Below are 25589 nucleotides of genomic sequence, written 5' to 3'. Positions count from 1 at the left end.
TTCAAGCCGCCCAACAGCTTGCTTCACTCCGCCTGCTCATCCGGCGATAAATCTATCGGGATCTGCAGCAGTTCTCGCTTCAGGATCCCGATCATTCCCTGAAAAAAATAAGCCAAAGGCGTCTCGCAACGCGCTTAGTCTTATTTAGGTGCTTAACCTTTTAGCCTTTTAACATTTACAAATCATCAGCAGGTTGCCGTCCGGATCCTTGAAATTAAACCAATGTCCGTTCTCGATGGCCGTAACAAGCTCGATGCCGCGCTGCTTCATGAATTGATAAGCTTCCTGAATATCGTCGGCGTTAAAGTGAAAGGCCGGATTTCGGTAGGTGGACTCTTCGTTGAAAATTTTGCTGTCCAAGACGAGATTCAAGCCGTTGTTATCCATGGGGATACAGCACAAGTGGCCTGCAATAATCTCGAAAGTAGGCTCTAGCCCCAGAAGGGAGCAATACCAATCCCGCGCTTTCGCAATGTCGCTTACAGGAATGAATATAGCACCCGCTTTCCTCGAAATCACACTCATTCTATTCGCTCCTTTTCGTTAAGCTAACTAAGAAGTGTTGAATGGCTCTGGATGACCGTCTCGCCCATTGTATCATGAGATGGATCAAAACAGGGGGGTGTCAATTATGCGGGCTGCTGCGCACAAAATAACGCGAATTATTCAGGCGAGTAATGATTCGCCAGCTCAAGAACGAGGTTGCGCATCTCCTTCACCAGTTCCGGAGGATCCACCGCGCGGACGGTAGAGGCGTAGGACAGCAGCAGCGGCGGTACATATTTCAACATCGTTTCCGAGTCGATCCGCAGGGCAAGCGTTCGGGTCCCGCGATCCACGATACAGTTCCGCAAATACCAGTGGCCCGCTAGACGGTCCAGACTGTCCGCCGACCCTTCAAGAAGAATGAGGCATGCGTCTTCGCTTGCCGGTGCTTGTACAGAGGCTACTTGTTCAAAATACGATTTGGCGGAAAAGCCGTCCGGAAGCTGGAACGTCTGTCCGGTAGCTTGGGCCTGTTCGATCCGGTCGACGCGGAAGGTGCGCACGGCCTGCCGCCGGCGGCAATAGGCGGCGATGTACCACCGGTTCGAGCGGAATGCGAGGCCATACGGGTCGAGTATCCGCTGCTCCGGCTTTTCATCCGCGGTTTTGGAATAGAGGACGCTTATTGTCAAACGTTCCGCTACGCATTTCTCCAGCAATTGGAGCGCGGGCTTTAGCGCTTGATGTCCCGCGTTCGGAATGACGTCCATTCCGGTAGTCAGGCGCTCCCAATCACCCGGCTTCTTCTCGCCGTGATACAGCTGTATTTTTTGCAGCGCCCGCTGCAGATCGTCCTCGAAGGGATAACCGGCGCCTTGGGCGAATAATGCGGCGTGGAGCACGGCTTTCAATTCGGAAGGGTCAAAAAATAAAGGAGCCTGCTTGAACGAGCCGGGCAGCGAATAGCCGCCGTCATGGCCGGGCTCCGCAATAACCGGCACTCCGCTTGCGCATAGAGCATCGATATACCGATAGACGGTTCGCACGCTCATCTCCAATTCCTCGGACAGCTGTTCGGCGGTCATTGTTTTTCCGGATCGCAGCAACCATACGATTTTCAGCATATTTTCCCATTTGGCCATGCTTGTTCACCTCTGCAGACATTATAACGCACGATAGCGCAGTATGCTTCATCTATTTAAGAATGCTTGTTAAGCTTCACTGACAGCCTTTGTCAGGGGAGCTGGGATATGCTTAACGCATGAAGAAGCCAAGAACCTGGGAGGGATTTTAAATGAAACAAGTGTTAGTATTTTTGACCGACGGATTTGCAGATTGGGAAGCCGGCTATGTGTGCTCGGAGTTAAATCAGCCGCAATCCGGTTATGAGGTAAAGACGATCGCTGTTGACCGTGAGCCAAAAACGTCGATGGGCGGCTTCAAGGTGCTGCCGGATTATGCGGCGGGCGACGAAGAGTGGACGAAGCTGGACATCGCGATGCTCATTGTGCCCGGCGGAACCGGCTGGAGCGAGCCGGTCAACGAGAAGGCGGCGGATGTTATTCGGTATTGCCTGGAGCGGGAGGCGGGAGTGGCGGCGATCTGCGACGCGACGACCTTCCTCGGCAGGCACGGTTTTCTGGAGCAGCATAAGCACACCGGCAATATGCTGGTTAACTTAAAGCAGGGCGCGCCGGCGTACAGAGGCGATGCGAATTACGTGGATGCGCAGGCGGTGGCAGACGGCCCGCTCATTACGGCCAACGGCAGCGCCGCCGTGGAGTTCGCGAAGCTGATTCTGGAGCGGCTCGGCGTCTATCAGGGGGAAGCGCTGGAGCAGTGGTACGCTATTTTCAAAAAAGGATATATCAATGCGTAGCGCATCTTAAGGCTCCGCTTCCCCAAGCATGAATCCCGCTTCGCGAGCGATCGGCTTACCCTAGGCAGCGGGCGGCAAAGACGGCGAATCCATTGTGTTTGTACACGCAATCGCTGTCCGCGAAGCCTGCCTCGCGAAGCCATTCCAGCTGATCGCTTACGCTGGCGTTTATGTCCGCCTTTCTCCTCTCAATCGAGGCTTCGACCGCTTCCGTCGACAGGCCGCTCCTCCGTATCGTTTCTTCCCATTTCGCCATATAAGCTTCATCGAAATAAGGCGTCGTTCCAGCCGCCTGGTCGGCGTTGACGAAGACCCCTCCATCTGCCAGCAAGCCGTGAACGGTTCGGAACAGCTGCTTTTTACCGGCATGGGTCAAGTGATGAATGGAGAGAGAGGAGACGACGGCGTCGTAGCGTTCCGTATGCGGATAGGTCGTATAATCTCCCGTGATATAACGCACATTCGGGTCATCCTGGAATCTGGCGCGCGCCTGCCTCAGCATTTCTTCGCTAAAGTCGATCAGGGTGAGCGGGGCTTCCGGAAACTTGCTTCGCATATAAGCGGAGAAAAGGCCGGTTCCCGCCCCTAGATCCAATATGCGCGGAGCCGCAAGCCCGCACTGGACCCAATCGGCCGCCATGCCGTAAAAATCGTCAAAGCAGGGAATTAACTGCCGGCGCTGCCGGTCGTAGTCCTTTGCGACGTTATCGAACTGTTTTTTTACGATATCGCTCATCATTCATTCTCCTCCACCAGTCCATTCGTTAGCTGCCTCTGTCTCAGCCTGATCAGGTAGTTGTATCATACAGTCCTTCTCTCCATATCGGAAATATATAAAATGGATAATAATTATAGGTTTAACCTATCACTCACCAAACCGTCTTTTTTCCCAAAAAAAAGAGTATTGCGCATCTTCGTCATCGGTGTTATTATTGGTAAAATTTATGAATCGCAAATTCCGATCTGATGATGGACGTCTTCGGCGAGAAGGGGCTGCATGCCCGCTCCGTCCTCGGGGCGGTCTCGGTGAGAGACAATCTTCCGATCAGAGCGGATTCAATATTTCAAGTTGAATAGCATTTTATTCGATGACGAGAAAGAGTACGTTAGACACCGGTTCGGACAGAGAGTTGGGGCAGCTGAAAACCAACGTTCCGGCGCTAGCGGAAAGCCATCTCCGAGAAGCAGGCTGAAAGGTGAGTAAGCTCTGCCGCAGGTCCAGCGTTAACGGGAACGCGTATTGATGGATACGTGAGCGGAGTGCCGCGCTTATGCGCGGAACTAGGGTGGTAACACGGGTGGAGACTCGTCCCTTTACAGGGATGGGTCTCTTTTTTTTTTTGGGTCGCAGACATGAGGAGGAGAAGCTGTGGAAAAAGGATCTATGTTTGAAAAACTGTCGCCGGTTGTACGTCAAATCCCGCCTTCGGGCATTCGTGAATTTTTCAGCTTGGCTGAAGGGAATAAGGAGATCATCTCGCTCGGCGTCGGGGAGCCGGACTTCGTAACGCCGGAGCTGGTCAGGGCCGCTTGCGTACGCGCGCTGGAGCTTGGCCGAACAACCTATACGCCGAATGCGGGGCTGCTCGAGCTTCGCGAGGAGATTGCGGGTTACTTGTACAACAGCTTCCAGGTCCAATATGAGCCCGCAGATGAAATCATGGTGACGGTAGGCGGGAGCGAAGCGATTGACGCGGCGCTGCGGGCGTTAATCACGACGGGCGATGAGATTATTATGCCGGTTCCCAGCTACATTGCTTATTCGCCGATTGCCCAGCTGAACGGCGGGACGGTGGTCGAGGTCGAGACATTCGCGAAGGATCAGTTCAAGCTGACGGCTGAAGCTTTGAAGCCGCATATCACACCGCGATCCAAGGTGCTGATCGTGAATTATCCGAATAATCCGACCGGTGCGATAATGACCTATGAGGATTGGCTGCCGATAGCGAAGCTCGTCCGCGAGAACGATCTGATCGTCATCTCCGATGAAATTTATGCAGAGCTCACCTATGGACAAAAGCATGCCAGCTTTGCATCGCTGCCGGGGATGAAGGAGCGGACGCTGCTGATAAGCGGCTTCTCCAAAGCTTTTGCCATGACGGGCTGGCGGATCGGGTACGTATGCGGCCACCCGGATCTTATTGCGGCGATGCTGAAAATCCACCAGTACACCGTCATGTGCGCGCCGATCCTTGGTCAGATCGCTGCGATCGAATCGCTTCGTAACGGCCTCGGCGAGAAGGATGCGATGATCGAATCGTACGCCCGGCGCAGAAGACTATTCGTAAAGGGACTTCGGGAGATCGGGCTGCCCTGTCACGAGCCGGAAGGCGCCTTCTATGCTTTCCCGTCCGTAGCGCATACGGGGCTTTCCTCGGATGTTTTTGCCCGCAGGCTTCTGGTTGAAGCCAAAGTCGCAGGCGTTCCCGGTCACGTATTCGGCAAGGGGGGCGAAGGCTTTATCCGATGCTCTTACGCCTCTTCCGTGTCCAGGCTGACGGAGGCGCTGGAGCGGATGGACCGATGTCTGAAAGGTTTGGTTTGAGGCTAAGGGGAGAACCGAAGAGTGCCCTCATTGACCCGAGGGGTCGGTAACGGATGTCGAAGGGTCTTCGCCCATTAGCGCAAGGTATTGCGCATTTTTTTCAACATATGATCGCTCCTTCCATTAATGTTTATTTTTCATAAATAAAAAAAGATGATACACCTTCTCCGCTCTTATAGGGTAAGAGAAATTAATTAGTAAGGAGACGATGTTATGGATAAAAAAGATGAAAAACACACATATGAGACTCAACCAAGCTCGCTCGAAAAAATCAGTCATAATAACACTTTTAATGAAGAACTACTGCCGATGCAAAACATTGAAGGCGGAGGTCCACCCAAAAAAGTGGATTTAAACACATTACCCAAACCAATAAGGTTTTTTGGATACTTCCTCATGATACTTGCCATTTTAATGTTACTCTCTGCAGGTATTGTCACATTTTTTCGATGACGATAAATATTTTGTTACCAACACATTAAAAGCACCCTATTTGAAAAATTCTTATACCTACTAAGGTTCTATATAAGTTGAACGATTGATTTACATCAGCTGTTAGCGCTGCGAGAGCAAATCATTCTTACAATCGCTGTTCCAGCCCGTTTCTCCAGACGATTGGCTCTCTCCGCTCCACGCTTTCGTTTCTTTCATTCAACTCATATAGATCCATACTTGTCCCCAAGTAAACCTGCGATTTCCCATGGAGTACTTTTCCAAAAGAATAAGGCGATGAACTACAGTCCGGCCGGTTTCCGTCCGGATGTGCAAATCATGCCCCCGCGTAGCCTAATCCCCCGGACGGCCTCAAATGGCTCAAAGTACGGAGCAATTACAACCTCCGCCTAGAGCAGTATTTCGTAGAAGAAAGATTTATGATTCCCGACGTTTTTGTTAACTGCATAACCCATATATGACTTTATTTTAAAGTTGTAGATAAATCGCCAATCAAAAATTTGATATCGTGTGAGCAGTCCGCCGCTGCAAATTGGAGCAAGCCCGCGCCTTCCTCCGTCAGAGCTTTCTGTTCCGCTTGGCTCAGCGGCTCAAACGGTGTAATCAGCAGTGCGGCCTCTCCGCGCGCCTGCTCGATTCTCCATATGCCGCGCACAAAGCCGTCGATAAGAAAGGCGGCGCGAATAATGCCGTTGACGGTAAAGACGAGCGGTTTGTATCTTTCGTCGATGATTCGGCTTCTATCCGCAAAGGATAAGAGCATGTTATCGAACTCGGACAAGAAGCGCGGCGGGGAAATGGTGCCGGGATCAGGAAGCGGCGCGTCCGGCAGGTCGAACAGCTCATTTCCGTTCTCGTCCTCAAATGTGCGTAATTGCGGGCGGAGAATCTCGACTACTTCGCGCAGCTTCGTCAAGCCGGACCATACCTGCATATCCCGGATCGAGGCGGGGCCGAAGGCAGCCAGATAACGGAGCAGCAGGCTGTCCGGCGCGGCGGTCTCCGCGAGCGGGAAGCCAAGCCAATGCTCGGCGGTGGTATGCGCAGCTTGACCCCCGGAGCCCCATATGCCGCGCGGCGGCACTTGTACAAGCGGCAGCAGGTTGCGGGCGCCGCTTGCGAGTGCGGCCGGATCGCAGCCCGGCCAATGTCCGGCAAGCCGCTTGCCCAGCTCGTTGAAGGTCAGCGGCTGCGCCTCGACCAGCTCGCGGCTGATGTCTGCAAGGCGCACGAGCTCTACGCCGTCGAGCTTGCGGCCGTAGGCTGAGCATAATGCGCGTTCGAGCATAGGCTGCAGGATCGGGCGAAAGGTGAGGCAGTCCCGTGCGGAAACGAGGTGGATGGTCGACCGCATGAGAACGATCCGTACGGCGTCCCGGTTGTGCAGCAGCCCGGACAATTGCTCCTGTTGAAAGCCTTCGAGCCGTGACCATAGGCCGAAGTACGGCGGATTCGGCGCTTGCGCCTGTATGCCCGCTAAGCGCTCGATGGCCTCCAGCGCCGATAAATTCGAGCGGCGCAGCAGCAATTGGCGTTCGAGCAATGCGCGATTCAGCGCCCGCTTGCCGAGTATTGGCGCTGCAGCTTTGGCCGGCCGAGATTTTTGCATATCGTGAACCCCCTTGATCATGTTCTATTGTCTTTATTATAGAATAACAATCCTGACAGCTGTTTGTCAGGGTTGTAAGCTGCCCGGCTTGGCATATCCGATGAGTACGGAATTACCGAAGACGATAGCGGTCGCCTAGGGCTTGCTCCGGCATTAGAATTCCGCGGGCCTCTTTGCTTTCATTCATTGAATTCGTGCCGTTCCTATGTCATATTAAAAAGAGTGCGGTATAGCACATGTAACGATAGGGAGTGACGAACTTGTCTTTTGCTAACCAACGGGTACTGCCAGCGATCAAGAGTATGAAAGAGCTGGAGAAGCTGCTTTCGCTTTCGTTCGAGTATATCGTCTTGTTGGGAGGCCGGGTCGGACTCATGAAGCCGATGGTCGACTTGGCTAATCAGCATGGCAAGAAAGTGCTGCTTCACGCCGATCTTATCGAGGGGCTCAAGAACGATGAATATGCCGCGGAATTTCTATGTCAGCAAATTCGTCCCGCAGGTCTAATATCCACGCGAACGGCCGTTATTCAGAAAACGAAGCAAAATGGTTTGATTTCGATCCAAAGAATCTTTCTGATCGATTCGGGAGCGATGGACAAAAGCATAGAGCTGGCCGGGAAAACGAAGCCCGATTTCATCGAAGTATTACCAGGGATTGTACCGCATTTGATCGCTGAGGTTCGAGAAAGGACCGGAATCCCTGTCATATCAGGGGGATTAATCCGTACGATTGGGGAAGTGGAAGAAGCTCTCCGTGCGGGTGCGGCTGCTATCACGACATCCCGGCAGCAATTGTGGGCGTAAGCCGCCCCTAACGATAGATAAGGCATAGAGAGCTGTAATCCTGAATAATAAAGAGGTGTTCTTAATGGAATCATATATCTTAACATTGGATCAAGGTACGACAAGCACTCGGGCGATGTTGGTAGACCGGGAAGGGAATATCAGGGATATCACTCGCGAGGAAGTTCCTCTGCATTATGAGAAGCCCGGATGGGTTGAAGTCGATGCCGAGCAAATTTGGCAGTCGGCGCTTAACGTCATCCGCGGCACGTTGAATAGCTCCGGGGTTGCTCCCGGCCAAGTGGCGGCCATCGGCATTACCAACCAGCGGGAGACGACGGTTGTGTGGGACAAGACTACCGGTCAGCCTATACGGCGGGCAATCGTCTGGCAATCGAGACAGACCGCGGACTTGTGCGCGGAACTCAAAGCTTCCGGGCATGAACCGCTGTTTACGGGCAAAACCGGGCTTCTGCTCGATCCTTATTTCTCCGGGACGAAGTTATCCTGGCTGCTCAACGAAACGGAAGGATTGCGGGAAAAGGCTGCTCAGGGGGACCTGCTGTTCGGGACCATCGATAGTTGGCTGGTGTGGAAGCTGACAGGGGGGCGCATACATGTTACCGATCCTTCCAACGCTTCCCGGACATTGCTCTACAATATTCATGAAGGAAAATGGGATGAGCAGTTGTTGAATATTCTCGACATCCCCAAAGCGATGCTGCCGGAAGTCCGCATGACCTCGGAGGTATATGGAGAGACCGATGCAGCCTTGTTCGGAGCCCGGATTCCGATCGCTTCCGTCGTAGGAGACCAGCAAGCGGCCTTGTTCGGGCAGGGCTGTCATACGCCTGGCAGTGTGAAGAATACGTACGGCACCGGCTGCTTCATGCTCATGCATACGGGGGCGAAGGCCGTAACGTCCGCTCATGGATTGTTGACGACAATCGCATGGCAGATAGACGGTGAGATCGAATACGCGCTTGAAGGCAGTATCTTCGTAGCGGGATCGGCCATTCAGTGGCTGCGGGACGGGCTCGGTCTCATCGCTTCTGCCGGCGAGACGGAAGAGCTTGCCTTCCAGGTGGATTCGACCGAAGGCGTCTACGTCGTGCCTGCTTTCGTAGGACTTGGAACTCCCCATTGGGACAGTGATGTTCGCGGCTCCGTATTCGGCCTAACAAGAGGTACGACCAAAGCGCATTTGGTACGGGCTACGTTAGAGTCGCTGGCCTACCAGACCAAGGATGTCTTAAAGGTAATGGAAGAGGATTCCGGTATGGAGTTCAGTAACTTAAACGTAGACGGCGGAGTTGTTATGAACGATTTCCTGATGCAGTTTCTGAGCGACATGCTGGGTACTGCGGTTGAAAGACCGGCAGTTCATGAAACAACGGCTCTCGGAGCCGCCTATCTGGCTGGTTTAGCTGTCGGTTATTGGAGCGATCGCGAACAAATTCGCCAATTGAAGAAGATCGAACGATCGTTCGTTCCGCGAATGGATGCGAACCTTCGCATCGAGCTGTACAAAGGATGGGGCCGGGCGGTTCAAGCGGCCATAGCATTCAAGAACGAATAGTGGTATAGTTAGGACACAAGTTAATATCGGTTGGAGAACTGGAGAAACCATGACGACTTTCGGCAAGCCTTTGGGCAAGCTGAAAGTAATTGTCATGGTTTTTTTGCATACCGCCGTCAGAAAATGGTATCCGGATGTCACTGAGCTTTCGGCAATCGAGAAATAAGGGGGAACTATCATGTCAGAACATGGAAAACAATTTTTATCTTCACTTAACAGGAAAGCGAGTCTAGCCGCTCTATCCGAACAAACCTTTGACTTGTTGATTATCGGAGGCGGCATTACCGGAGCGGGCATCGCGCTCGATGCCGCTTCCAGAGGATTACGGGTCGCGCTTGCGGAGCTTCAGGATTACGCCGCGGGTACTTCAAGCCGTTCGACAAAGCTGGTGCATGGCGGTCTCAGGTATTTGAAGCAGTTCGAGTTCGGCGTCGTTGCGGAGGTCGGGAAGGAGCGGGCCATTGTATATGAGAACGGGCCTCATGTGACGACGCCGGAATGGATGATGCTGCCTTTCTACAAAGGCGGGACGTTCGGTCCGCTTATGACTTCCATTGGGTTGCGCGTATACGATTTCCTTGCGGGCGTAAAGAGACAAGAGCGGCGCAAAATGTTCAAAGTCCAAGAAACCTTGAATAGGGAGCCTCTTTTGAAACGGGAAGGTCTTCTGGGCAGCGGATACTATGTCGAGTATCGGACAGACGACGCCCGCTTGACGATTGAAGTGATGAAGAAAGCGGCAGAGTACGGAGCAATTGCCGTTAATTATGCGGGAGTGGAATCCTTCTTGTATGAGCAAGGGAAAATTACGGGGGCTGTCGTTAGGGATTCCATCGGCGGAGAAGCCTATGAAGTTCGTGCCGGTAGAGTCGTAAATGCCACAGGACCTTGGGTTGATGAGCTAAGGGAAAAGGATCGTTCGAAGGAAGGTAAGACTTTGCGGCTTACGAAGGGAGTTCACCTCGTATTCGATCAACGCCGTTTCCCCCTTCGGCAGGCCGTTTATTTCGATACGCCGGACGGAAGAATGGTATTTGCAATACCCCGCGACGGGAAGACGTATTTCGGGACGACGGATACGGACTACAAGGGAGATCCTGCCCATCCGGCGATGACGGAGAAGGACCGGGCTTATTTGCTGGAAGCCGCTAACTTCATATTCCCAAGTATGAAGCTGCAGGAAAAGGATGTGGAGTCGAGCTGGGCGGGACTTAGGCCGCTTATTCAGCAAGAGGGGAAGGATCCTTCGGAAGTGTCTCGCCGCGATGAGATTTTCCTCTCGCCGTCCGGCTTGCTCTCCATAGCGGGAGGGAAGCTGACGGGATACCGGAAAATGGCCGAAACCGTTGTGAACCGGGTGGTCGAACTTATGGCTGCTGACGGGAAAAGCTTTTCCGCCGCGGGCAGCACCAAGCATATGCCGATATCCGGCGGCGATGTAGGCGGTTCACGGCGATTTGACAGCTTCGTCAAGGAGCAAATTGCGGAAAGCCGTTATAGCGGACTGGATGAAGAAGCTGCGAATCGGCTTGCTCGGCGCTACGGCTCTAATGCTCCCAAGCTCTTTCAACTGGCATACGAATCCCGAAGCTTCGCGGGGTCGCATGGGTTGCCTCTATCATTGGCGGCCGAGCTGCGATATGCCGTAGAGGAAGAAGGAGCCGTCAAACCGGAAGACTTCTGGGTACGTCGTACGGGACGGCTATATTTCAATATCGATTCCGTTCATCAAGACAAAGAGGGAGTTTTATCGGCTATGTCCGAATTATTGGGATGGGATGATAGCCGGAAACGCCGCTACCGGGAAGAAATGGATCGTTTAATGCAGATGGCAGTATCTCCCGCAAACTAGGCTGTGCGCCTTAATCATCTGCATATATTTGCTAATTCCGCTTGATATTATTACAATTCATGTAGGAGACGGACGATTCCTTATGGGAGGTCGGTCAGATGAGTTCGCCATTCAAATCATGGTTGAATAATACCAGGAAGGGAGAGCGATGGACATGACGGCACAGTCGAAGGAATGGATTTTGCACTCGGTTATTTTTAGCTTGAAGCACGAGAAAGGATCGGAGGAGGAACGCCGGTTTCTGGAGGATGGCCAGCGGATCTTGACGTCGATTCCGACCGTCACGAACTTTCAGGTATACAAGCAGGTTAGCGCCAAGAACGAGTATAACCACGGTTTTGCCATGGAGTTTGCCAGTCAGGCCGATTATGACGCTTACAACGAGCATCCGCTTCATGTACAGTTCGTGAACGAGCGTTGGAAGAATGAAGTGGAGAAGTTTCTTGAAATCGACTATGCCAAGTAGATAGACGATTGAAGAATCGCTGGATTCCGAATATAATAGGCGTAGCAGATAGAACATTTTCGCACGAAAATGAACAAAATGGGAAGAAGGGCAACCGAATGAAAAAGCTTAAAGTGCTTCAACAGCTGACGGATGCGGGCGTAGTAGCGGTACTGCGCGCAGACTCGGCGGAGGAAGTGGCGGAGATGGCCCGCCGCGCCATCAAAGGCGGAATCAAAGCGATTGAGATTACGATGACGGTTCCATTCGCATTGCGCGCCATCGAGCAGCTGTCCAAGGAATATTCCAGCTCGGCAGCGCCGGATGCGGATCATTTCGCGATCATCGGAGTAGGCACGGTGCTTGATCCGGAAACGGCGCGGGCGGCGATTCTGGCAGGGGCGGAGTACGTTGTGGCGCCGGCGCTGAATCCCGATACGATTAGGCTGTGCAACCGGTACGCGATACCGGTCATGCCGGGCACGATGACGATTCAGGAAATTCAGAACGCGCTCGAGCTTGGCGTCGATATCGTGAAGCTGTTCCCTGGCAATCTGTATTCCCCAAGCGTTATCCCGTCCATCAAAGGACCGCTTCCGCAGGCCAACATTATGCCGACCGGCGGAGTGTCGCTCGATAATTTGAAGGACTGGGTCAAGGCGGGCGCGGTAGCCGTCGGCATCGGCTCGGATCTGACGAAGGACGCGGTGAAGACCGGCGACCTGTCGCTGATCGAGAAGAAGGCGGCCGCTTATATCGCGGCTTACCGCGAAGCGAAAGGCTTGTAAGACAATACCCTGATGGAGCTTCTCTGTCAGGGTATTTATTTGAAGGGATAACGTCGAAATGATCCTTCGTGAGCAGATCCGGATTCGTGATCCGTTTATTCTCGTCAGCGAGCAAGAACAATATTACTATCTCTATGATACAACCGATCAGACGACTTGGTCCGGTCCGGGAGATATGCGATATTTATTGAGGTCGACCTTGCCTAAGACCTGGGGCAATTGTGGTCCGCTTGCTTCTCGGCGTGAATAGCGTTATAACAGAAACAGAGTCATTCATAGACAAATCAATAGGTGGCAAAGGAGTCGTTCAATTCATGGATTATCGCATTGAGAAGGATACGATGGGTGAAATCAAGGTTCCGGCGGACAAGCTGTGGGGCGCTCAAACGCAGCGCAGTCTGCAAAACTTCAAAATCAGCGGAGAGCGGATGCCGATCGAAGTCGTGTACGCTATGGCTTATATTAAGAAGGCTGCGGCGCTTGCGAACGAGAAGCTTGGCGTTCTGGATTCCGCGAAAGCGGCTATTATCGGCGAAGCCGTCGACGAGATCGTAGCCGGCAAATGGGATGAGCACTTTCCGCTCGTCGTCTGGCAGACAGGCAGCGGCACGCAAACGAATATGAACGTCAACGAAGTTATCGCGAACCGCGCGAACAGCCTGCTGGCGGAACGCGGCAGCGACGTGCGCATTCACCCGAACGACGACGTGAACCGTTCGCAGAGCTCGAATGACACATTCCCGGCTGCGATGCATATTGCTGGCGTGATCGCGCTGGAGGATCGTTTGCTTCCTTCACTGGACCTGCTGAACGGCACGCTTCGCGCGAAAGCGGAGAAGTTTAATGACATCGTCAAAATCGGCCGTACGCATCTGCAGGACGCGACGCCGATCACGCTTGGCCAAGAAATCAGCGGCTGGTACTCGATGCTGGACAGAACGCGCGCGATGCTCGTACAGAGCGTCGAAGAAATGCGCGATCTGGCGCTCGGCGGCACGGCGGTTGGCACAGGGCTCAACGCGCACCCTGATTTTGCGGTGAAGGTTGCGGAGGAAGTATCCGCTCTAACGGGCAAAAAGTTCGAGACGGCAGTGAATAAATTCCACTCCCTCACCAGCCACGATCAGATCGTCTACACGCACGGCGCAATCAAAGCGCTCGCGGCCGATTTGATGAAAATCGCCAACGACGTCAGATGGCTGGCCAGCGGCCCGCGCTGCGGCATCGGCGAGATTGCGATTCCGGAGAACGAGCCGGGCAGCTCGATTATGCCGGGCAAGGTCAACCCGACGCAAAGCGAAGCGCTCACGATGGCCGTATGCCAAGTCATCGGCAACGACACAGCGATCTCGATGGCTGCAAGCCAGGGCAACTTTGAGCTGAACGTGTTCAAGCCGGTCATCATCTATAACTTCCTGCAATCTCTCGCATTGATGGCAGACGGCATGGTTTCGTTCAACGATAATTGCGCGGTCGGCATCGAGCCGAATGAAGCGGCGATCAAGCGCAATCTGGATCAATCGCTTATGCTCGTAACGGCGCTGAATCCGCATATCGGTTATGAGAACGCGGCCGCGATTGCGAAGAACGCGCATAAGAATGGTCTCACCCTGAAGGAGTCGGCCATTGCGAGCGGCCTTCTGACATCGGAGCAGTTCGATGAATATGTCCGTCCGGAGAAAATGATCGGCAAACGCTAATTGTAAATAGGGGCTTGCGCCAAATCGTCATTGAGACGAGGTGCAAGCTCCTTTTTTAAAAAAAGGCTATGTTAAACGTTATTGTTGATATCTGATGATTACGAACAAATGTTCTATAATGAGGGTAATATTACTGTTCGGAGATGATTAAATACCCCACTGCAACGAACGAGGAGACCTCATATTTGGGTTCGTTTTATTGAATGTATGATTGAGGGCTATTCTCTGAGAAAATGTGCAGAGCAGTTAAATGGTGAAGTCACGCACGTCACCTTCAAATAATTGCAATAACTGCAACATAGCAATCCAGAAGAAACTATTATATTCATCATATGTTATCATAAGCATCAAACATAAATTATTGCAGTTAGAAAGGAGTAAGGCATGGCAAATATCGAGCACTTGCAAACCGTACATGTTCCAGCGTCGAAGGTGTATGAAACTTTAACCACCGCTGAAGGACTGTCGGAAATATGGACCAATGAACTCATTATTAATAATCAGATTGGCTTTATTAATGAATTTCGATTCGGCAGCAATGACATAACTAAGATGAGAATAGAGGAATTGATCACTAATAAAAAAGTCGTTTGGCAGTGTATAGACTCAGATCCAGAATGGATGGGTACGATTATTTCCTTTGATATTGAAGAGAAGAACGGGAAGTCTTTTATTACTTTGCGTCATATGAATTGGAAAGAAGTAACGCCATTTTATCGCTCCTGTAACTACAACTGGGCTATTTTCCTTTATAGTCTCAAATCCTATTGTGAAGATGGCGATGGTATCCCCTATCATAAACGTAAGTTTTAATAATTTAAGTTATACTGCTCATTCCGCAAATGGGGAACGATAGCTTAATAAACCGCCTTTTCACCAAGGCGGTTTTCTTATGGTCAAATATCAACATTAGAATTTAACATATCCTAAAAATATAAGACTTTATAAGCACGTAAACTTGGCATATATTTCACCACGATACCGTTTTTCGCTGAGCTTGCTTCATGAGTTTCGGTGGCGTCCCCGGATGACGCCGACAGGCGTTTCTGCTTGGAAAATGAGTTGCACATAGATAAGGCTGTACAATCGCTTAGACTACCGCAAAGTGAAGATGCAGCCTGTTTTGTGGTATGATACGAGTGGTTGCTTCTTGCGGCTATATCATTCTAAAAAAGTAGGTTTGTCCCATGCACTTATTATCGGTTGAGCATATAACGAAGAGTTACGGCGAGAAGATGTTATTTGAAGATGTCACGTTCGGCGTTGAGGATGGCGATAAAATCGGCATCATCGGCGTGAATGGAACGGGGAAATCGACGTTTCTGAAGGTGATCGCCGGCATGGAGCCGGCAGATTCGGGTACGATATCCGTCGGCAATCGCGTAACGGTGCGCATGCTGGCGCAGGATCCGGTGTTCGCGCCGGGCGAGACGACGCTCGAGCATGTACTCGGCGGCGATTCGCCGCAGCTGCGCGCGGTGCGCGCATACGCGGCGGCGCTCGAAGCGATTGAGCTGAAGCCGAATGACGAGACGCTCCAGGAGCAGCTGATCCAAGCGAACCAGAGGATGAATGAGCTGGACGCTTGGCAGCTGGAGAGCGAGGCGAAGACGGCACTGTCGAAGCTCGGCATCGTCGACTACGAAGCGAAGGTAGAGACGTTATCCGGCGGCCAGCGCAAGCGGGTGGCCATGGCGGCTGCGCTGCTGCTGCCATCGGATGTCCTTATTCTCGATGAGCCTACGAACCATATCGACAACGATTCCGTTGCTTGGCTGGAAGGCATGCTTCAGAAGCGCAGGGGAGCGCTGCTGATGATTACGCATGACCGCTATTTCCTTGACCGAGTCAGCAATCGCGTCATTGAGCTGGACAAGGGTCAGGCTTATTTCTATCAGGCGAATTACAGCCGGTTCCTGGAGCTGAAGCTTGACCGCGAGGAGAGAGAGGCTGCTTCGGAATCGAAGCGCCAGAATTTGCTGCGTAACGAGCTGGCCTGGATTCGCCGCGGGGCGAAGGCCAGGACGACGAAGCAGAAGGCGCGGATCGACAGATTCGAAGCGTTGAAAGAGAATGCGCCGAAGCAGGCAGGCGGGAAGCTGGACGTATCGGTTGCGTCAAGCCGGCTCGGTCGCAAGATAGTGGAGATGGAGGGGGTTACGAAGCGGTTCGGCGATCGGACCTTGATCCGTGATTTTAGTTATATCGCGGTTCCGGAGGACCGCGTAGGCATCGTCGGCCGCAACGGCAGCGGAAAGTCAACGCTGATGAAGCTGATCGCAGGCAAGTTAATGCCGGATGAAGGAACGGTCGAGCTAGGCGCTACGGTCAAGATCGGTTGGTTCTCGCAGGAGCATGAAGAGATGGATCAGAATCTGCGCGTCATCGAGTATATCCGCGAAGAAGCGGAGCAGGTAAAGACGGCAGACGGCTCGACGATCTCAGCCGGCCAAATGCTGGAGCGGTTCCTGTTCTCGCCGGCCATGCAGTGGACGCCGATCTCGAAGCTCTCGGGAGGCGAGAAGCGGCGGCTTCAATTGCTTCGCGTGCTGATAAACGCGCCGAACGTATTGCTTCTCGACGAGCCTACGAATGATCTCGATATTTCAACCCTGACCGTGCTTGAGGATTATTTGGACGACTTCCCGGGCGTCGTGTTCGTCGTCTCCCATGACCGCTACTTCCTGGACCGGACGATAGAGAAGGTGATTGCTTTCGAAGGGAACGGGGTAATCACGCACCATACGGGCAACTATTCGGATTATCAGGCTTTTGTTGAGAAGCAGGGCGAAGGAGACGCAGCGGGATCGGCGGCGGCATCGGCGTCTGCGGTGAAGTCAGCGTCAGCTCTTGCGAATGGGGCGGCAGCGTCTGCTAAACCGGCAGGACGGGAACGCGCGCTTAAAATGTCGTATAAGGACCAGAAGGATTTTGAGCAAATCGACGGTTGGATTGCGGATGCCGAAGCCGAGCTAAGCGCGATTGCCGAACGCATGGAGGAAGCGAGCAGCGACTCCGTGCGGCTGCAGGAGCTGATTTTTAAGCAGCAGCGGCTGGAGGAGAAGCTGGAGCAGCTGATGGACCGCTGGACGGAGCTGAACGAATTGGCGGAGCAAATCGCCGCCCAGAAACAATAGGCCGCGATGAGAGGATTTCGATAAACGGGCTTAACCATTAAGGAGGTACAATAACCGATGAACACGAATGAAATCCGCAATATTTACTGCATCGGCCGGAACTACAGGCTGCATGCACTGGAGCTCGGCAACGAGGTGCCGGATGAGCCTCTCGTCTTCACCAAGCCGTCTCATGCCATCGTGCCGATGAACGGAAATGTGATTGAGCTGCCCGGTACAGCCGGCGAGGTGCATTTCGAGCTTGAAATCGTGCTGCGAATCGGCAGGGACTATGAGCCTGGAATGGATGCCGATACGTGTATCGACGGCATGACGCTCGGACTGGACTTGACGCTGCGAGACGTGCAATCGAAGCTGAAGGCAAAGGGCCAGCCTTGGCTGGCGGCCAAAGGCTTCAAAGGTTCTGCTCCGCTTGGCGATTGGCTGTCATACCCTGGTGAAGCGGCGCTTGCGGAGAAGGAATTTGTTCTCGTGCGTAACGGAGCTGAAGCGCAGCGCGGCAATGCCGGGGACATGCTGTTCAGCGTATCCGAGCTAGTCAAATATGTGGGCGAACGCTACGGTCTTGGAGTAGGAGACATCATCTATACGGGAACGCCCGCAGGCGTAGCTGCGCTAAAAGAAGACGACAGACTGCTGGCGTTATGGGCGGATAACGTAATAGGAAGCTGCTCGGTTAAGCTCGTATAATTATAGGTGCAATCGAAAATTCCATTCATTTAACGACATAACGAAATAAACGGCCGGCATGCGAAGGGTGATTGCGATTTAAGGCGTCATCCTTTGCCTTTTTTTTTTAGCGATATTCACCTGAACGAAACCCTCCTGCATACATGCAATAGTCATAAGCCAAGGAACCATGATGCAGAATTCCACTCCCCCTACACAAGGTTCTTGCTGTTCTCATAAAGATTTTCATTGACTAGAAGTTTCCGCATATACATGAGCAGGAACAGCTCACCCGTCTGCAATAAGGTCAATAACCCTAGAACCCAATAGCTCGAAATTTCAAGAACGCTGAGTTTTAGCAGCAAAAAATTAATACACGCCAATCCCCCGATCAATAAGACATTCCAAAGCCAATGAGCCCTTAATATAACTGCCAAGCTGTAAAAGATCGAGTCAACGAAAAAATATAAAGTGATAAAAGCGATATGGCCTCTGGAAGGGTCGTCAAACCAGTTAACACGGAAAAAGAACAGATGAAAAATCGCGACCAAGTAAAACATGAACGTCCCCTGTACGGATATATTTCCGTAGTAAAGAACGTTGAAACGTATGAACCGGCCGGTACGGAATCGAATGATACGCCATATCCATTTTCCCATATGGAACAGAACCAGCAGGCTGAGGCCGGTATAAATCGTCTTATACCAAAAATGACGGTATATGCCCAGATGCAAGAACAACTCCTCAATCCCCATAAACACTGCGGCAATGAGTGCGATCCACCAAAATCCGAGCTCAAATGCGGCAATAAAAATGGCTGCGGACGGGACAATTAACCCGTTAGATACGTTGGCTCCAAGAACGTTATCGAAATAGCTGTTATCGAATACTCCGGGGAAATACACATAACCTTTGAATAAAATAAGAGTCACATATTCGAAAAAATAGACAATTCCGACGGTGCAGAAAAAGTACGGAACCAGCGCTTTGTGATTAGCCTTGCGCCAAGAGAGTATTAAAAGAACGAAGCTGATAATAACAAGTAAAAGGTATGGAATATAGTTTGGAATATAGACCCCTCCGATCGCTGAGACGTGTTTCATTTCATTGATAAACGCATCGATTGCCCGAAACATCCAATTGACGGATGTATGGTTGACGATAATACTATGCCTCCCGTTGCAACAAAATATAACGTCATTGCTGCATCTTGAAACGGTGAAGCGATTGCCGCATCAGATACTTGCACATGGCCGGTTCCCCGCACATTCCGGCGGCGCGGCTGTTCGAGCGCTCGCCTTCTCGAATCACTGCGATCGCTTAATAGGCTGATAGCTCATAACCGCCTCGGCGGGGCCGCTTCAGGTTATTTTGGCCGCCGGAAGAACGTTTTGGAACCTCATATATAAGCAATAGAAAAAGCCCCAAATCCGCCATTTCCATGCTAAGGTTTTAATCGCTTTCGACCTTGTATGGCATGAGCAGATTGGGGTCTTTATCTGTGCAAGTTATTTTCCATTAAAGGCGCTAAGCATCCACACGTGTTTCTCAAGTGTCGTATGAATCGCAAGCAGCATATCCGCCGTTGTTTCATCGCCGGCCGCTTGAGCCGCCTCCATGCCTTCCTTCAATTCTCCGATAACCGTGGTGAAATCCGCAATCAGCTGATCGACCATTTGCTCGGCATTCTCGGCGCCGGATGCTTCCTTAATGCTGGAAGTCGACAAATACTGTTTCATCGTTGCAATTGGCCGGCCTTTCAGAGCAAGCAGCCGTTCGGCGATTTCGTCGACGTGAAGCGCAGCCTCTTCGTAGAACTCTTGAAACTTGGCATGCAGGGTAAAAAACTGGGAACCCTTCACGTACCAGTGATAATTGTGAAGCTTAATATAAAGCACACTCCAGTTCGCAATTTGCAAATTGAGATGGTCTTGAACAGTAATCATCGTTATCATCCTTTCTGAAGGTAGTCTGCGCTATAACCATCCTCGGAATACGTGAAAGGACGGTGGTTTTAGATGTGATAATTATTAGACTAATTCCTTATTTATAATTATTACAAATAGGAGCGGGGTTGTCAAGTCATTCCATGAGCATCAATATTCTCTACATGAGCATCTATATTCTCTTTTAGTGACGCGAATCAGGTAAAAGAAAAAATCAGTTACCGAATAGGGATCAGTCTGCTGTATTTGGTGAAGGTGCATGTTCGGCTTGCTGTTCTTGGTTGGCGTATATTGGTCGACCGCCATCATGCAACACCACACCGGCGCTGGGAGCTGCACGCGATTGGAAAGTGGACGGCTATATTGGATTTCATACAGTAAAAAAAAGTAATTCCGTTGACATCCGGAGCTATACTGGATTCCATCCATTTGAATGACCCTCCATTCATGCAGAACGGATATATTTAGCTCCTTATGTTGCAAAAAATCCAATATAGAGACAAGAAAGGCAGGAATGCTGGAATTATATTGGATGAAATACAGGATAGCATCAGGGTTCGTAGAACGAATTTGGGCTTTTAGCAGCATATTTGCGGCCCAATAAACTCTACATACTTTCTACCCTTTGCTGCATAAGCGCAAATAAGCAGCTTATTCACTTTCCCGAATAAGCTGCTTATCAGCAAAATGAAGCTTACTTCAACGCGCCTTCCGCCTCGGCCTCGGCCAGCATAAAGACGGTCAGGATGAACATCGCATGCGACCAGGTGAGCGGCACGACCCAAGCGGTCTCGCCCGTGTTCTTGTCCACTTGCTCCGGCAGCAGGCCGGTTTCGGTACGGTGCGCCATCGCCCACTTGAGGAGACGCTTCGCGTCGTCGATGCTGCCGGTCTGAATACGGTAGTGGGCAAGCCATAGCGTCGTAAGAATCCACGGGTTGCCGCCGATGTAGATGTCATCCTCATACCGCTTAATGCCGCCGACGCCGGGAACGGTCAAAGCTTGCTCCACGGCGTCAGCCGTGCGGCGCATGTAATCATGATCGGCAGGTACGGCGCCGAACGGTACGGCAATGCCGAGCAAGCTGATATCCAGTACCGGATCATGCTCCAGCACATATTTCTTATAGCCTTTATTCCGCTCAACCGCATAGCCGCCGGCACCCGCGGCAAGGGATTGCTCGTACTTACCGCCATTAACGGTAAGATTAATGCCGCGATAGAAGCTTCCCGCCTGCTCGTTCCAGCATTTGTCCGTAATAGCAGCCGAGATTCGCGCAGCCGCAGCCGTCCACTCCGCAGCCAGCTCGTCGCGGCCGGCCAGCTCCGCAAAGTTCGCGGCTGCGGTCAAACCGCCGCACACGGCGGCCGAAGAATACGTATGCGACGCTTCGCGCTCTTCCCACAGATCGATGCTCGGCTTAGGCAGTCCGCTCCCGGCATCAAGGAATCCGATCAGGAAGGCTGCGCCTTTCTCGACGGCAGGCCATACAAGCTCTGCGAAGCGGCTGTCCTTCTTCTCCATATAATGCTGCCACATGCCCCACAGAATCGAGGAGCCTTCGTCAATCTGCAAGCCCCATGACGGCGCCAGGCTGCCGTCGTGGTAATGGCGCTGCTGCCATGATCCGTCAGGAGACTGCGCTGTAAGCGTCCAAGCGTAGAAGCTGTCGGATAACGAACCCAGACCTGCTTTATCAAGCGCAGTCGTAATGAATGCGGCATCCCGGCCCCAACAGAAGGAATAACCGCCGCAGCGGGAGAAATGCTCGTCAAATTCCGGAGCCGCAATAATGCTGCCGGTCTGCTCGTCGGACATCAGCTTGAACATAAGCAGAGAACGGTCGTATAGCTCCGAAATTTCTGCGTCGTCAATCGGGCAGGGCGCTGCCGCGGCCAAATAATTACTCCAGTAGCGGGCCGTTTCGGCAACCCATTCCGAACTCAATTTGCTCTTCGCCGTCCGCAATTGCTGCAGCGCGCTCTCTTCATTATGACCTGCCGCAATATAGACGGGAATCGTGACGGATTCGCCTGCTGCAAGGCCGTCGATGTTCCATTTCATCGCGCCGTCCGGCTTCATGTCAATCGTGTTGCCGTTCAACACGCCTTCCTGCACGTCTTCCCACGCCAAGCCCGCTTGGTAACTTGCGCATACGTTTGCACTTGAAAGCGCAAAATAATACGTATGGCGAAAATGAACCAAAGCGTCATCGGTTTCATTAAACATGGTCGTGTTATATAACCGGTTCTCGCTGATCAGGAAGGAAGAATGAAGGACAAACGAGAAGGAAGCAGGCTGATCGCTTACGTTCGTAAACGTATACTCACGGACGAGCAGATCCTCGCCCGGCACGGCAAGATGCAGACTCTCCACATGTACGGGCTGCTGCTCGGAGCTTGCTTTTATGCGTAAAATATTCGTTTTGGGAATATACGCCGTTTCATGCGACCAGCCGTCCGCCGCTTCGTCAAACCAGGAAACGGAAGAACCTTCCCATTGAAGCCCCGTCCGCACGGCATCGACATGCTGCGGAAAATCGATATTCGGCCACCACAGGCGGTACATTTTGCCCGTACGTCCGAGCGCGGCCAGAAATTTGGAGTTGCCGATAATGGCATCCACTATATATGGTTTTTTAAATTCTAAGGATGTATAAGATTCACGCTTATCTGCGCTTAAAATTTTTTGCGAAACGGTTGCGTCCTCCGACAAGGACGTCGACAGATGTTTCTGCTTGTCAGACATATGTGTCAGCTCCTTTTGGATACGGGTTGAATCGATGATTCCCGCACGATCAGCCGGTGAGGGATAATCGCGCGGTTCTGGTGCACGGTTTCTTCCTGGATAAGCCGGATTAACATTTGGGATGCCGTGTAGCCAAGCTGGTACGTGCCGATGTCGATCGAGCTGATCGGCGGCGTGGCAAGCTCCGATAGCGCGATGTTATTAAAGCTTACGATGCTGAGATCATCGGGAACGCTGTAGCCGAGCTCGGTTAAGCCGCGCAGCACGCCGAAGCCGACCACATCGTCAATAACGACCAGACCGCTCGGCCGCTCCGGCAGGCTCATCATGAAGGACATCGCACGGTAGCCGCTTTGCTGCAGAAACTCGCCCTCAACAATCCACTCGGAGCGAATGGGAAGCCCCGCTTCCTGCATCGCCCTGCGATAGCCTTTCATCCGGTCATGCGCCACCATAAGCGACGGCGGACCGCTGACAAACCCTATTCTCTCATGCCCTTGGATGATGAGATGATGCGTAGCGTCATAGGCAGCCTGCTCGTTATTGTTATCGACGGATAGAATATTAGGATGATCTTCCGTGCGTCCAATTAGTACGGTCGGAAAATTGTGCTTGCTCAGCATGTCGATTAACGGATCGTTCACGCGGGACGACAATAGAATAACGCCGTCAACCCTTCGGCCGAATACGAGCCGGGATACCGTCTCCGTCTCATCGCTGGGCGAGGTGGCCGCGGTGAGCAGCATATCGTAACCGGCGCGCGTGGACTGCGTCAGTATACCGCGAAGCAATTCGCCGAAGAAAAAATCCTGGAACAGCTCTTCCGCAGGACGAGGCAGCATGATGGCAAGGGTTTGCGTCGTTTTTGAAACGAGGCTCTTCGCCATCGCATTCGGATGGTAGCCCATCTCTTCCATAATCCGTTTTACCTTCTGTGAGGTCGCCTTACTGATTCGAGGGTGATTGGATACCACCCTGGATACGGTAGAAGGAGAGACTCCGGCGGCTTTTGCAATATCTTTTATCGTAACCATATCTATTGAGCCCCTTCGCGCAATCGTGTGTGCATTATATGCTTCATCCTAATGCAACTGTTGTTTATATGTAAATATATATCTAAGGAATGCGTTTCACAAATGTTGAAAAACTGAAGCAGAAAGAGAAATACGAAGAAAATCGAAGAGATACTATAATTATGATCGGTTAACGGACTGTGCAAACGTTTTAACAAACTCAAGCCCGTGTTGTATGATGAATACACGAATAGAACGCTTTCATGACAATTCCATCGGATAATTATTGTGAAAAACGGTATAAATGCCGGTTTCACAGCACTTTCCGGCTCATTTTGTACAAACGTTTGCACTTGCTTGTCCAATAGGAAAATAACCCGCTCGTTTAAGGCGGCATAGACAGCCGGCATGCTTATTGTTTGTACGAAAACAGCATTTTATGAAAGTGAGAAATTGGAATGGTCGGAACGGCGCAATTTTCGAAACCAGGCTGAAACACATTATGGAAGGGGATCTCCTAGCATGAAAAAGTGGTTTGTAATGTCATTAATCGTTGCCCTATTTATCGTATCGGCATGCGGCGGCAACAAGGGAGGCAATACGGAGAACGCAGGAAACGCAACGAACGCGCCAACCAACAATACGGGGGGCAGCACGAATGAAGGCGCTGCAGACGCTGAAGATATCGAACCGGAAGAGGGAGCGTCTCTGCTGGTATGGGAAAGTAAAGAAGAGCGTCCTTTCGTAGAGGCGATCGCGAAGGAATTTACCGAAAAATACGGCATCGAAGTGAAGTTCGAAGAGGTTGGCGCAGCCGACCAGGTAACGAAGCTGACAACGGACGGTCCAGCCGGACTAGGCGCCGACGTCGTTGTATTCCCGCACGATAACCTGGGCAGAGCGGTAACCGCCGGTCTTGTGCTGCCGAACGATTTCTATGAAGAGAAATCCAAAAGCGAAAACTCCGAAATCGCGGTCAACGCGGTTACTTACGACGGCGTGCTGTACGGCTACCCTCGTTCGATCGAAACATACGCTTTATTTTACAACAAGAAATTGATCCCCGAAGCTCCAAAAACGTTTGACGAAATCGTAGAATTCGCGAAAACGTACAATGATGTGCCAAACAATAAATTTGCTCTTATGTGGGAAGTAGGCAACTTCTACTTCAATTATCCGTTCATCTCCACAGGCGGATACGTATACGGCGACAACGGTCAGAACAAAGACGACATCGGCTTGAACAACGAAGGCGCGATTAACGGCATGAAATATTACGGCTCGCTGAAAGACAGCGTGCTTCCGCTGAACTCCGGCGACATTACGTATGACATCAAGAAAGGCCTGTTCACAGGCGGTACGCTTGCCATGGACATTAACGGTCCTTGGACGATCGCGGATTACAAAAACGAGGGCATCGACTTCGGCGTAGCTCCGCTGCCAAGCATCAACGGCCAACCGGCTTCTTCCTTCTCCGGCGTTAAAGCTTGGTATGTCAACCAATTCTCGAAGTATCCGCAGGCAGCGCGTTTGTTCGCAAGCTTCGCGTCGACGAAAGCGGCTCAACTGAAAGACTTTGAATTGACGGGCGCGATTCCGGCTAACTCGGAAGCTACCAGTGATCCGGCTGTTCAAGACAATGAAATTGTAAAAGGTTTCGTTGCCCAGTTCAATCAATCGACGCCAATGCCATCCATTCCGGAAATGGGCAACGTATGGAGCCCGATCGCGGCTGCATTCGCCGATGTATGGAACTCCGGCAAGGACGCGAAAGAAGCGCTTGATAACGCGGTACAGCAAATCAAGGACGCGAACAACGGAGCAGCGGCAAAATAATCATATTGGAAGCATGGGTCATCACCCGCCGAATCGGTTCGGCGGGTATACCGATGTAGACAGGAAGCTACATGCGCATGTCGCTTCATCAACGTTTTCTCATATGAAAGGAAGGGAG

At 51.9% G+C, this 25589-nt stretch carries 21 protein-coding genes, 1 pseudogene and 1 other annotated feature; of the genes and pseudogenes, 14 read left to right on the top strand and 8 right to left on the bottom strand.

Annotation, left to right across the window (positions count from 1 at the left end; all coding sequences use genetic code 11):
• Window positions 1-168 precede the first annotated feature (168 nt).
• Together H581_RS0125720 and H581_RS0125715 are read right to left on the bottom strand one after the other, a co-directional pair.
• Window positions 169-525, bottom strand: a complete 357-nt coding sequence (locus H581_RS0125720) for a VOC family protein (RefSeq protein WP_028612504.1) — start codon at window positions 523-525, stop codon at window positions 169-171.
• A 137-nt stretch (window positions 526-662) separates the two neighbouring features.
• Entirely contained in the window at window positions 663-1628 is a 966-nt protein-coding gene (locus tag H581_RS0125715; RefSeq protein WP_028612503.1) for a helix-turn-helix transcriptional regulator, read from the bottom strand.
• 152 nt (window positions 1629-1780) lie between these two features.
• On the opposite strand from H581_RS0125715, the gene H581_RS0125710 reads away from it, so the two are divergent.
• Window positions 1781-2365, top strand: coding sequence for a type 1 glutamine amidotransferase family protein (locus H581_RS0125710; protein ID WP_028612502.1), 585 nt, complete (start codon window positions 1781-1783; stop codon window positions 2363-2365).
• 55 nt (window positions 2366-2420) lie between these two features.
• On the opposite strand, the gene H581_RS0125705 is transcribed toward H581_RS0125710, so the two are convergent.
• Window positions 2421-3101 (bottom strand): class I SAM-dependent methyltransferase, encoded by a 681-nt coding sequence (locus tag H581_RS0125705; RefSeq protein ID WP_028612501.1) that lies wholly within the window; start codon window positions 3099-3101, stop codon window positions 2421-2423.
• Between the two features lie 343 nt (window positions 3102-3444).
• Window positions 3445-3682: a binding site (T-box leader), on the top strand.
• A gap of 67 nt (window positions 3683-3749) precedes the next feature.
• Between H581_RS0125705 and H581_RS0125700 the strand changes: the two genes are divergently transcribed.
• Window positions 3750-4910: an aminotransferase class I/II-fold pyridoxal phosphate-dependent enzyme gene (locus H581_RS0125700; RefSeq protein WP_051251419.1), complete on the top strand. Its 1161-nt coding sequence runs from the start codon at window positions 3750-3752 to the stop codon at window positions 4908-4910.
• Window positions 4911-5123: 213 nt separating this feature from the next.
• Window positions 5124-5363, top strand: a complete 240-nt coding sequence (locus H581_RS0125695) for a hypothetical protein (RefSeq protein ID WP_028612499.1) — start codon at window positions 5124-5126, stop codon at window positions 5361-5363.
• A gap of 463 nt (window positions 5364-5826) precedes the next feature.
• Here the strand turns inward: H581_RS0125695 and H581_RS0125690 are convergent, their stop codons facing one another.
• Window positions 5827-6972 carry a winged helix DNA-binding domain-containing protein gene (locus tag H581_RS0125690; protein WP_051251372.1) on the bottom strand — a complete coding sequence of 382 codons (1146 nt, stop codon included), beginning with the start codon at window positions 6970-6972 and terminating at the stop codon, window positions 5827-5829.
• A gap of 260 nt (window positions 6973-7232) precedes the next feature.
• Here H581_RS0125690 and H581_RS0125685 point away from each other — a divergent pair, with 260 nt between their 5' ends.
• The 10 genes and pseudogenes from H581_RS0125685 (at window position 7233) to H581_RS0125640 (ending at window position 17948) form a co-directional block, all read left to right on the top strand.
• Complete coding sequence (locus H581_RS0125685; RefSeq protein WP_028612497.1) at window positions 7233-7778, top strand: glycerol-3-phosphate responsive antiterminator; 546 nt, start codon at window positions 7233-7235, stop codon at window positions 7776-7778.
• 64 nt (window positions 7779-7842) lie between these two features.
• A complete protein-coding gene (gene glpK, locus H581_RS0125680) occupies window positions 7843-9336 on the top strand; it encodes a glycerol kinase GlpK (protein ID WP_028612496.1) in 1494 nt (497 codons plus the stop codon).
• A 178-nt stretch (window positions 9337-9514) separates the two neighbouring features.
• Complete coding sequence (locus H581_RS0125670; RefSeq protein WP_036720081.1) at window positions 9515-11188, top strand: glycerol-3-phosphate dehydrogenase/oxidase; 1674 nt, start codon at window positions 9515-9517, stop codon at window positions 11186-11188.
• 148 nt (window positions 11189-11336) lie between these two features.
• Window positions 11337-11654, top strand: coding sequence for a Dabb family protein (locus H581_RS0125665; RefSeq protein WP_425414647.1), 318 nt, complete (start codon window positions 11337-11339; stop codon window positions 11652-11654).
• Between the two features lie 98 nt (window positions 11655-11752).
• Window positions 11753-12421, top strand: a complete 669-nt coding sequence (locus H581_RS0125660) for a bifunctional 2-keto-4-hydroxyglutarate aldolase/2-keto-3-deoxy-6-phosphogluconate aldolase (RefSeq protein WP_028612493.1) — start codon at window positions 11753-11755, stop codon at window positions 12419-12421.
• A gap of 314 nt (window positions 12422-12735) precedes the next feature.
• Window positions 12736-14121, top strand: coding sequence for a class II fumarate hydratase (gene fumC / locus H581_RS0125655; protein WP_028612492.1), 1386 nt, complete (start codon window positions 12736-12738; stop codon window positions 14119-14121).
• 150 nt (window positions 14122-14271) lie between these two features.
• Window positions 14272-14394, top strand: a pseudogene (locus tag H581_RS38090) (IS1595 family transposase); the annotation flags it as partial.
• Between the two features lie 111 nt (window positions 14395-14505).
• Entirely contained in the window at window positions 14506-14934 is a 429-nt protein-coding gene (locus H581_RS0125650; RefSeq protein ID WP_028612491.1) for an SRPBCC family protein, read from the top strand.
• Window positions 14935-15308: 374 nt separating this feature from the next.
• On the top strand, window positions 15309-17258 hold the full coding sequence (locus tag H581_RS0125645) for an ABC-F family ATP-binding cassette domain-containing protein (protein ID WP_028612490.1): 1950 nt from the start codon (window positions 15309-15311) through the stop codon (window positions 17256-17258).
• A gap of 57 nt (window positions 17259-17315) precedes the next feature.
• The gene (locus H581_RS0125640; RefSeq protein ID WP_028612489.1) at window positions 17316-17948 is read left to right on the top strand and encodes a fumarylacetoacetate hydrolase family protein; all 633 of its coding nucleotides are present in this window, start codon (window positions 17316-17318) and stop codon (window positions 17946-17948) included.
• Between the two features lie 191 nt (window positions 17949-18139).
• Here the strand turns inward: H581_RS0125640 and H581_RS36705 are convergent, their stop codons facing one another.
• From H581_RS36705 to H581_RS0125620, 4 genes are all read right to left on the bottom strand, one after another.
• Window positions 18140-19030, bottom strand: coding sequence for a hypothetical protein (locus tag H581_RS36705; protein ID WP_156889693.1), 891 nt, complete (start codon window positions 19028-19030; stop codon window positions 18140-18142).
• A gap of 405 nt (window positions 19031-19435) precedes the next feature.
• Window positions 19436-19882, bottom strand: coding sequence for a Dps family protein (locus tag H581_RS0125630; RefSeq protein WP_028612488.1), 447 nt, complete (start codon window positions 19880-19882; stop codon window positions 19436-19438).
• Between the two features lie 685 nt (window positions 19883-20567).
• Window positions 20568-22622 carry a glycoside hydrolase family 15 protein gene (locus H581_RS0125625; protein WP_084134780.1) on the bottom strand — a complete coding sequence of 685 codons (2055 nt, stop codon included), beginning with the start codon at window positions 22620-22622 and terminating at the stop codon, window positions 20568-20570.
• A gap of 5 nt (window positions 22623-22627) precedes the next feature.
• The gene (locus H581_RS0125620; protein ID WP_028612486.1) at window positions 22628-23656 is read right to left on the bottom strand and encodes a LacI family DNA-binding transcriptional regulator; all 1029 of its coding nucleotides are present in this window, start codon (window positions 23654-23656) and stop codon (window positions 22628-22630) included.
• A gap of 501 nt (window positions 23657-24157) precedes the next feature.
• Here H581_RS0125620 and H581_RS0125615 point away from each other — a divergent pair.
• Window positions 24158-25471, top strand: a complete 1314-nt coding sequence (locus H581_RS0125615; RefSeq protein ID WP_028612485.1) for a sugar ABC transporter substrate-binding protein — start codon at window positions 24158-24160, stop codon at window positions 25469-25471.
• Window positions 25472-25589 lie beyond the last annotated feature (118 nt).

Origin of the sequence: Paenibacillus harenae DSM 16969 (assembly GCF_000422465.1) — a bacterium.
Classification (GTDB): Bacteria; Bacillota; Bacilli; order Paenibacillales; family Paenibacillaceae; genus Pristimantibacillus; species Pristimantibacillus harenae.
Note: the sequence above shows the minus strand (reverse complement) of the source record. Positions and strands in the feature narration are given on the sequence as shown.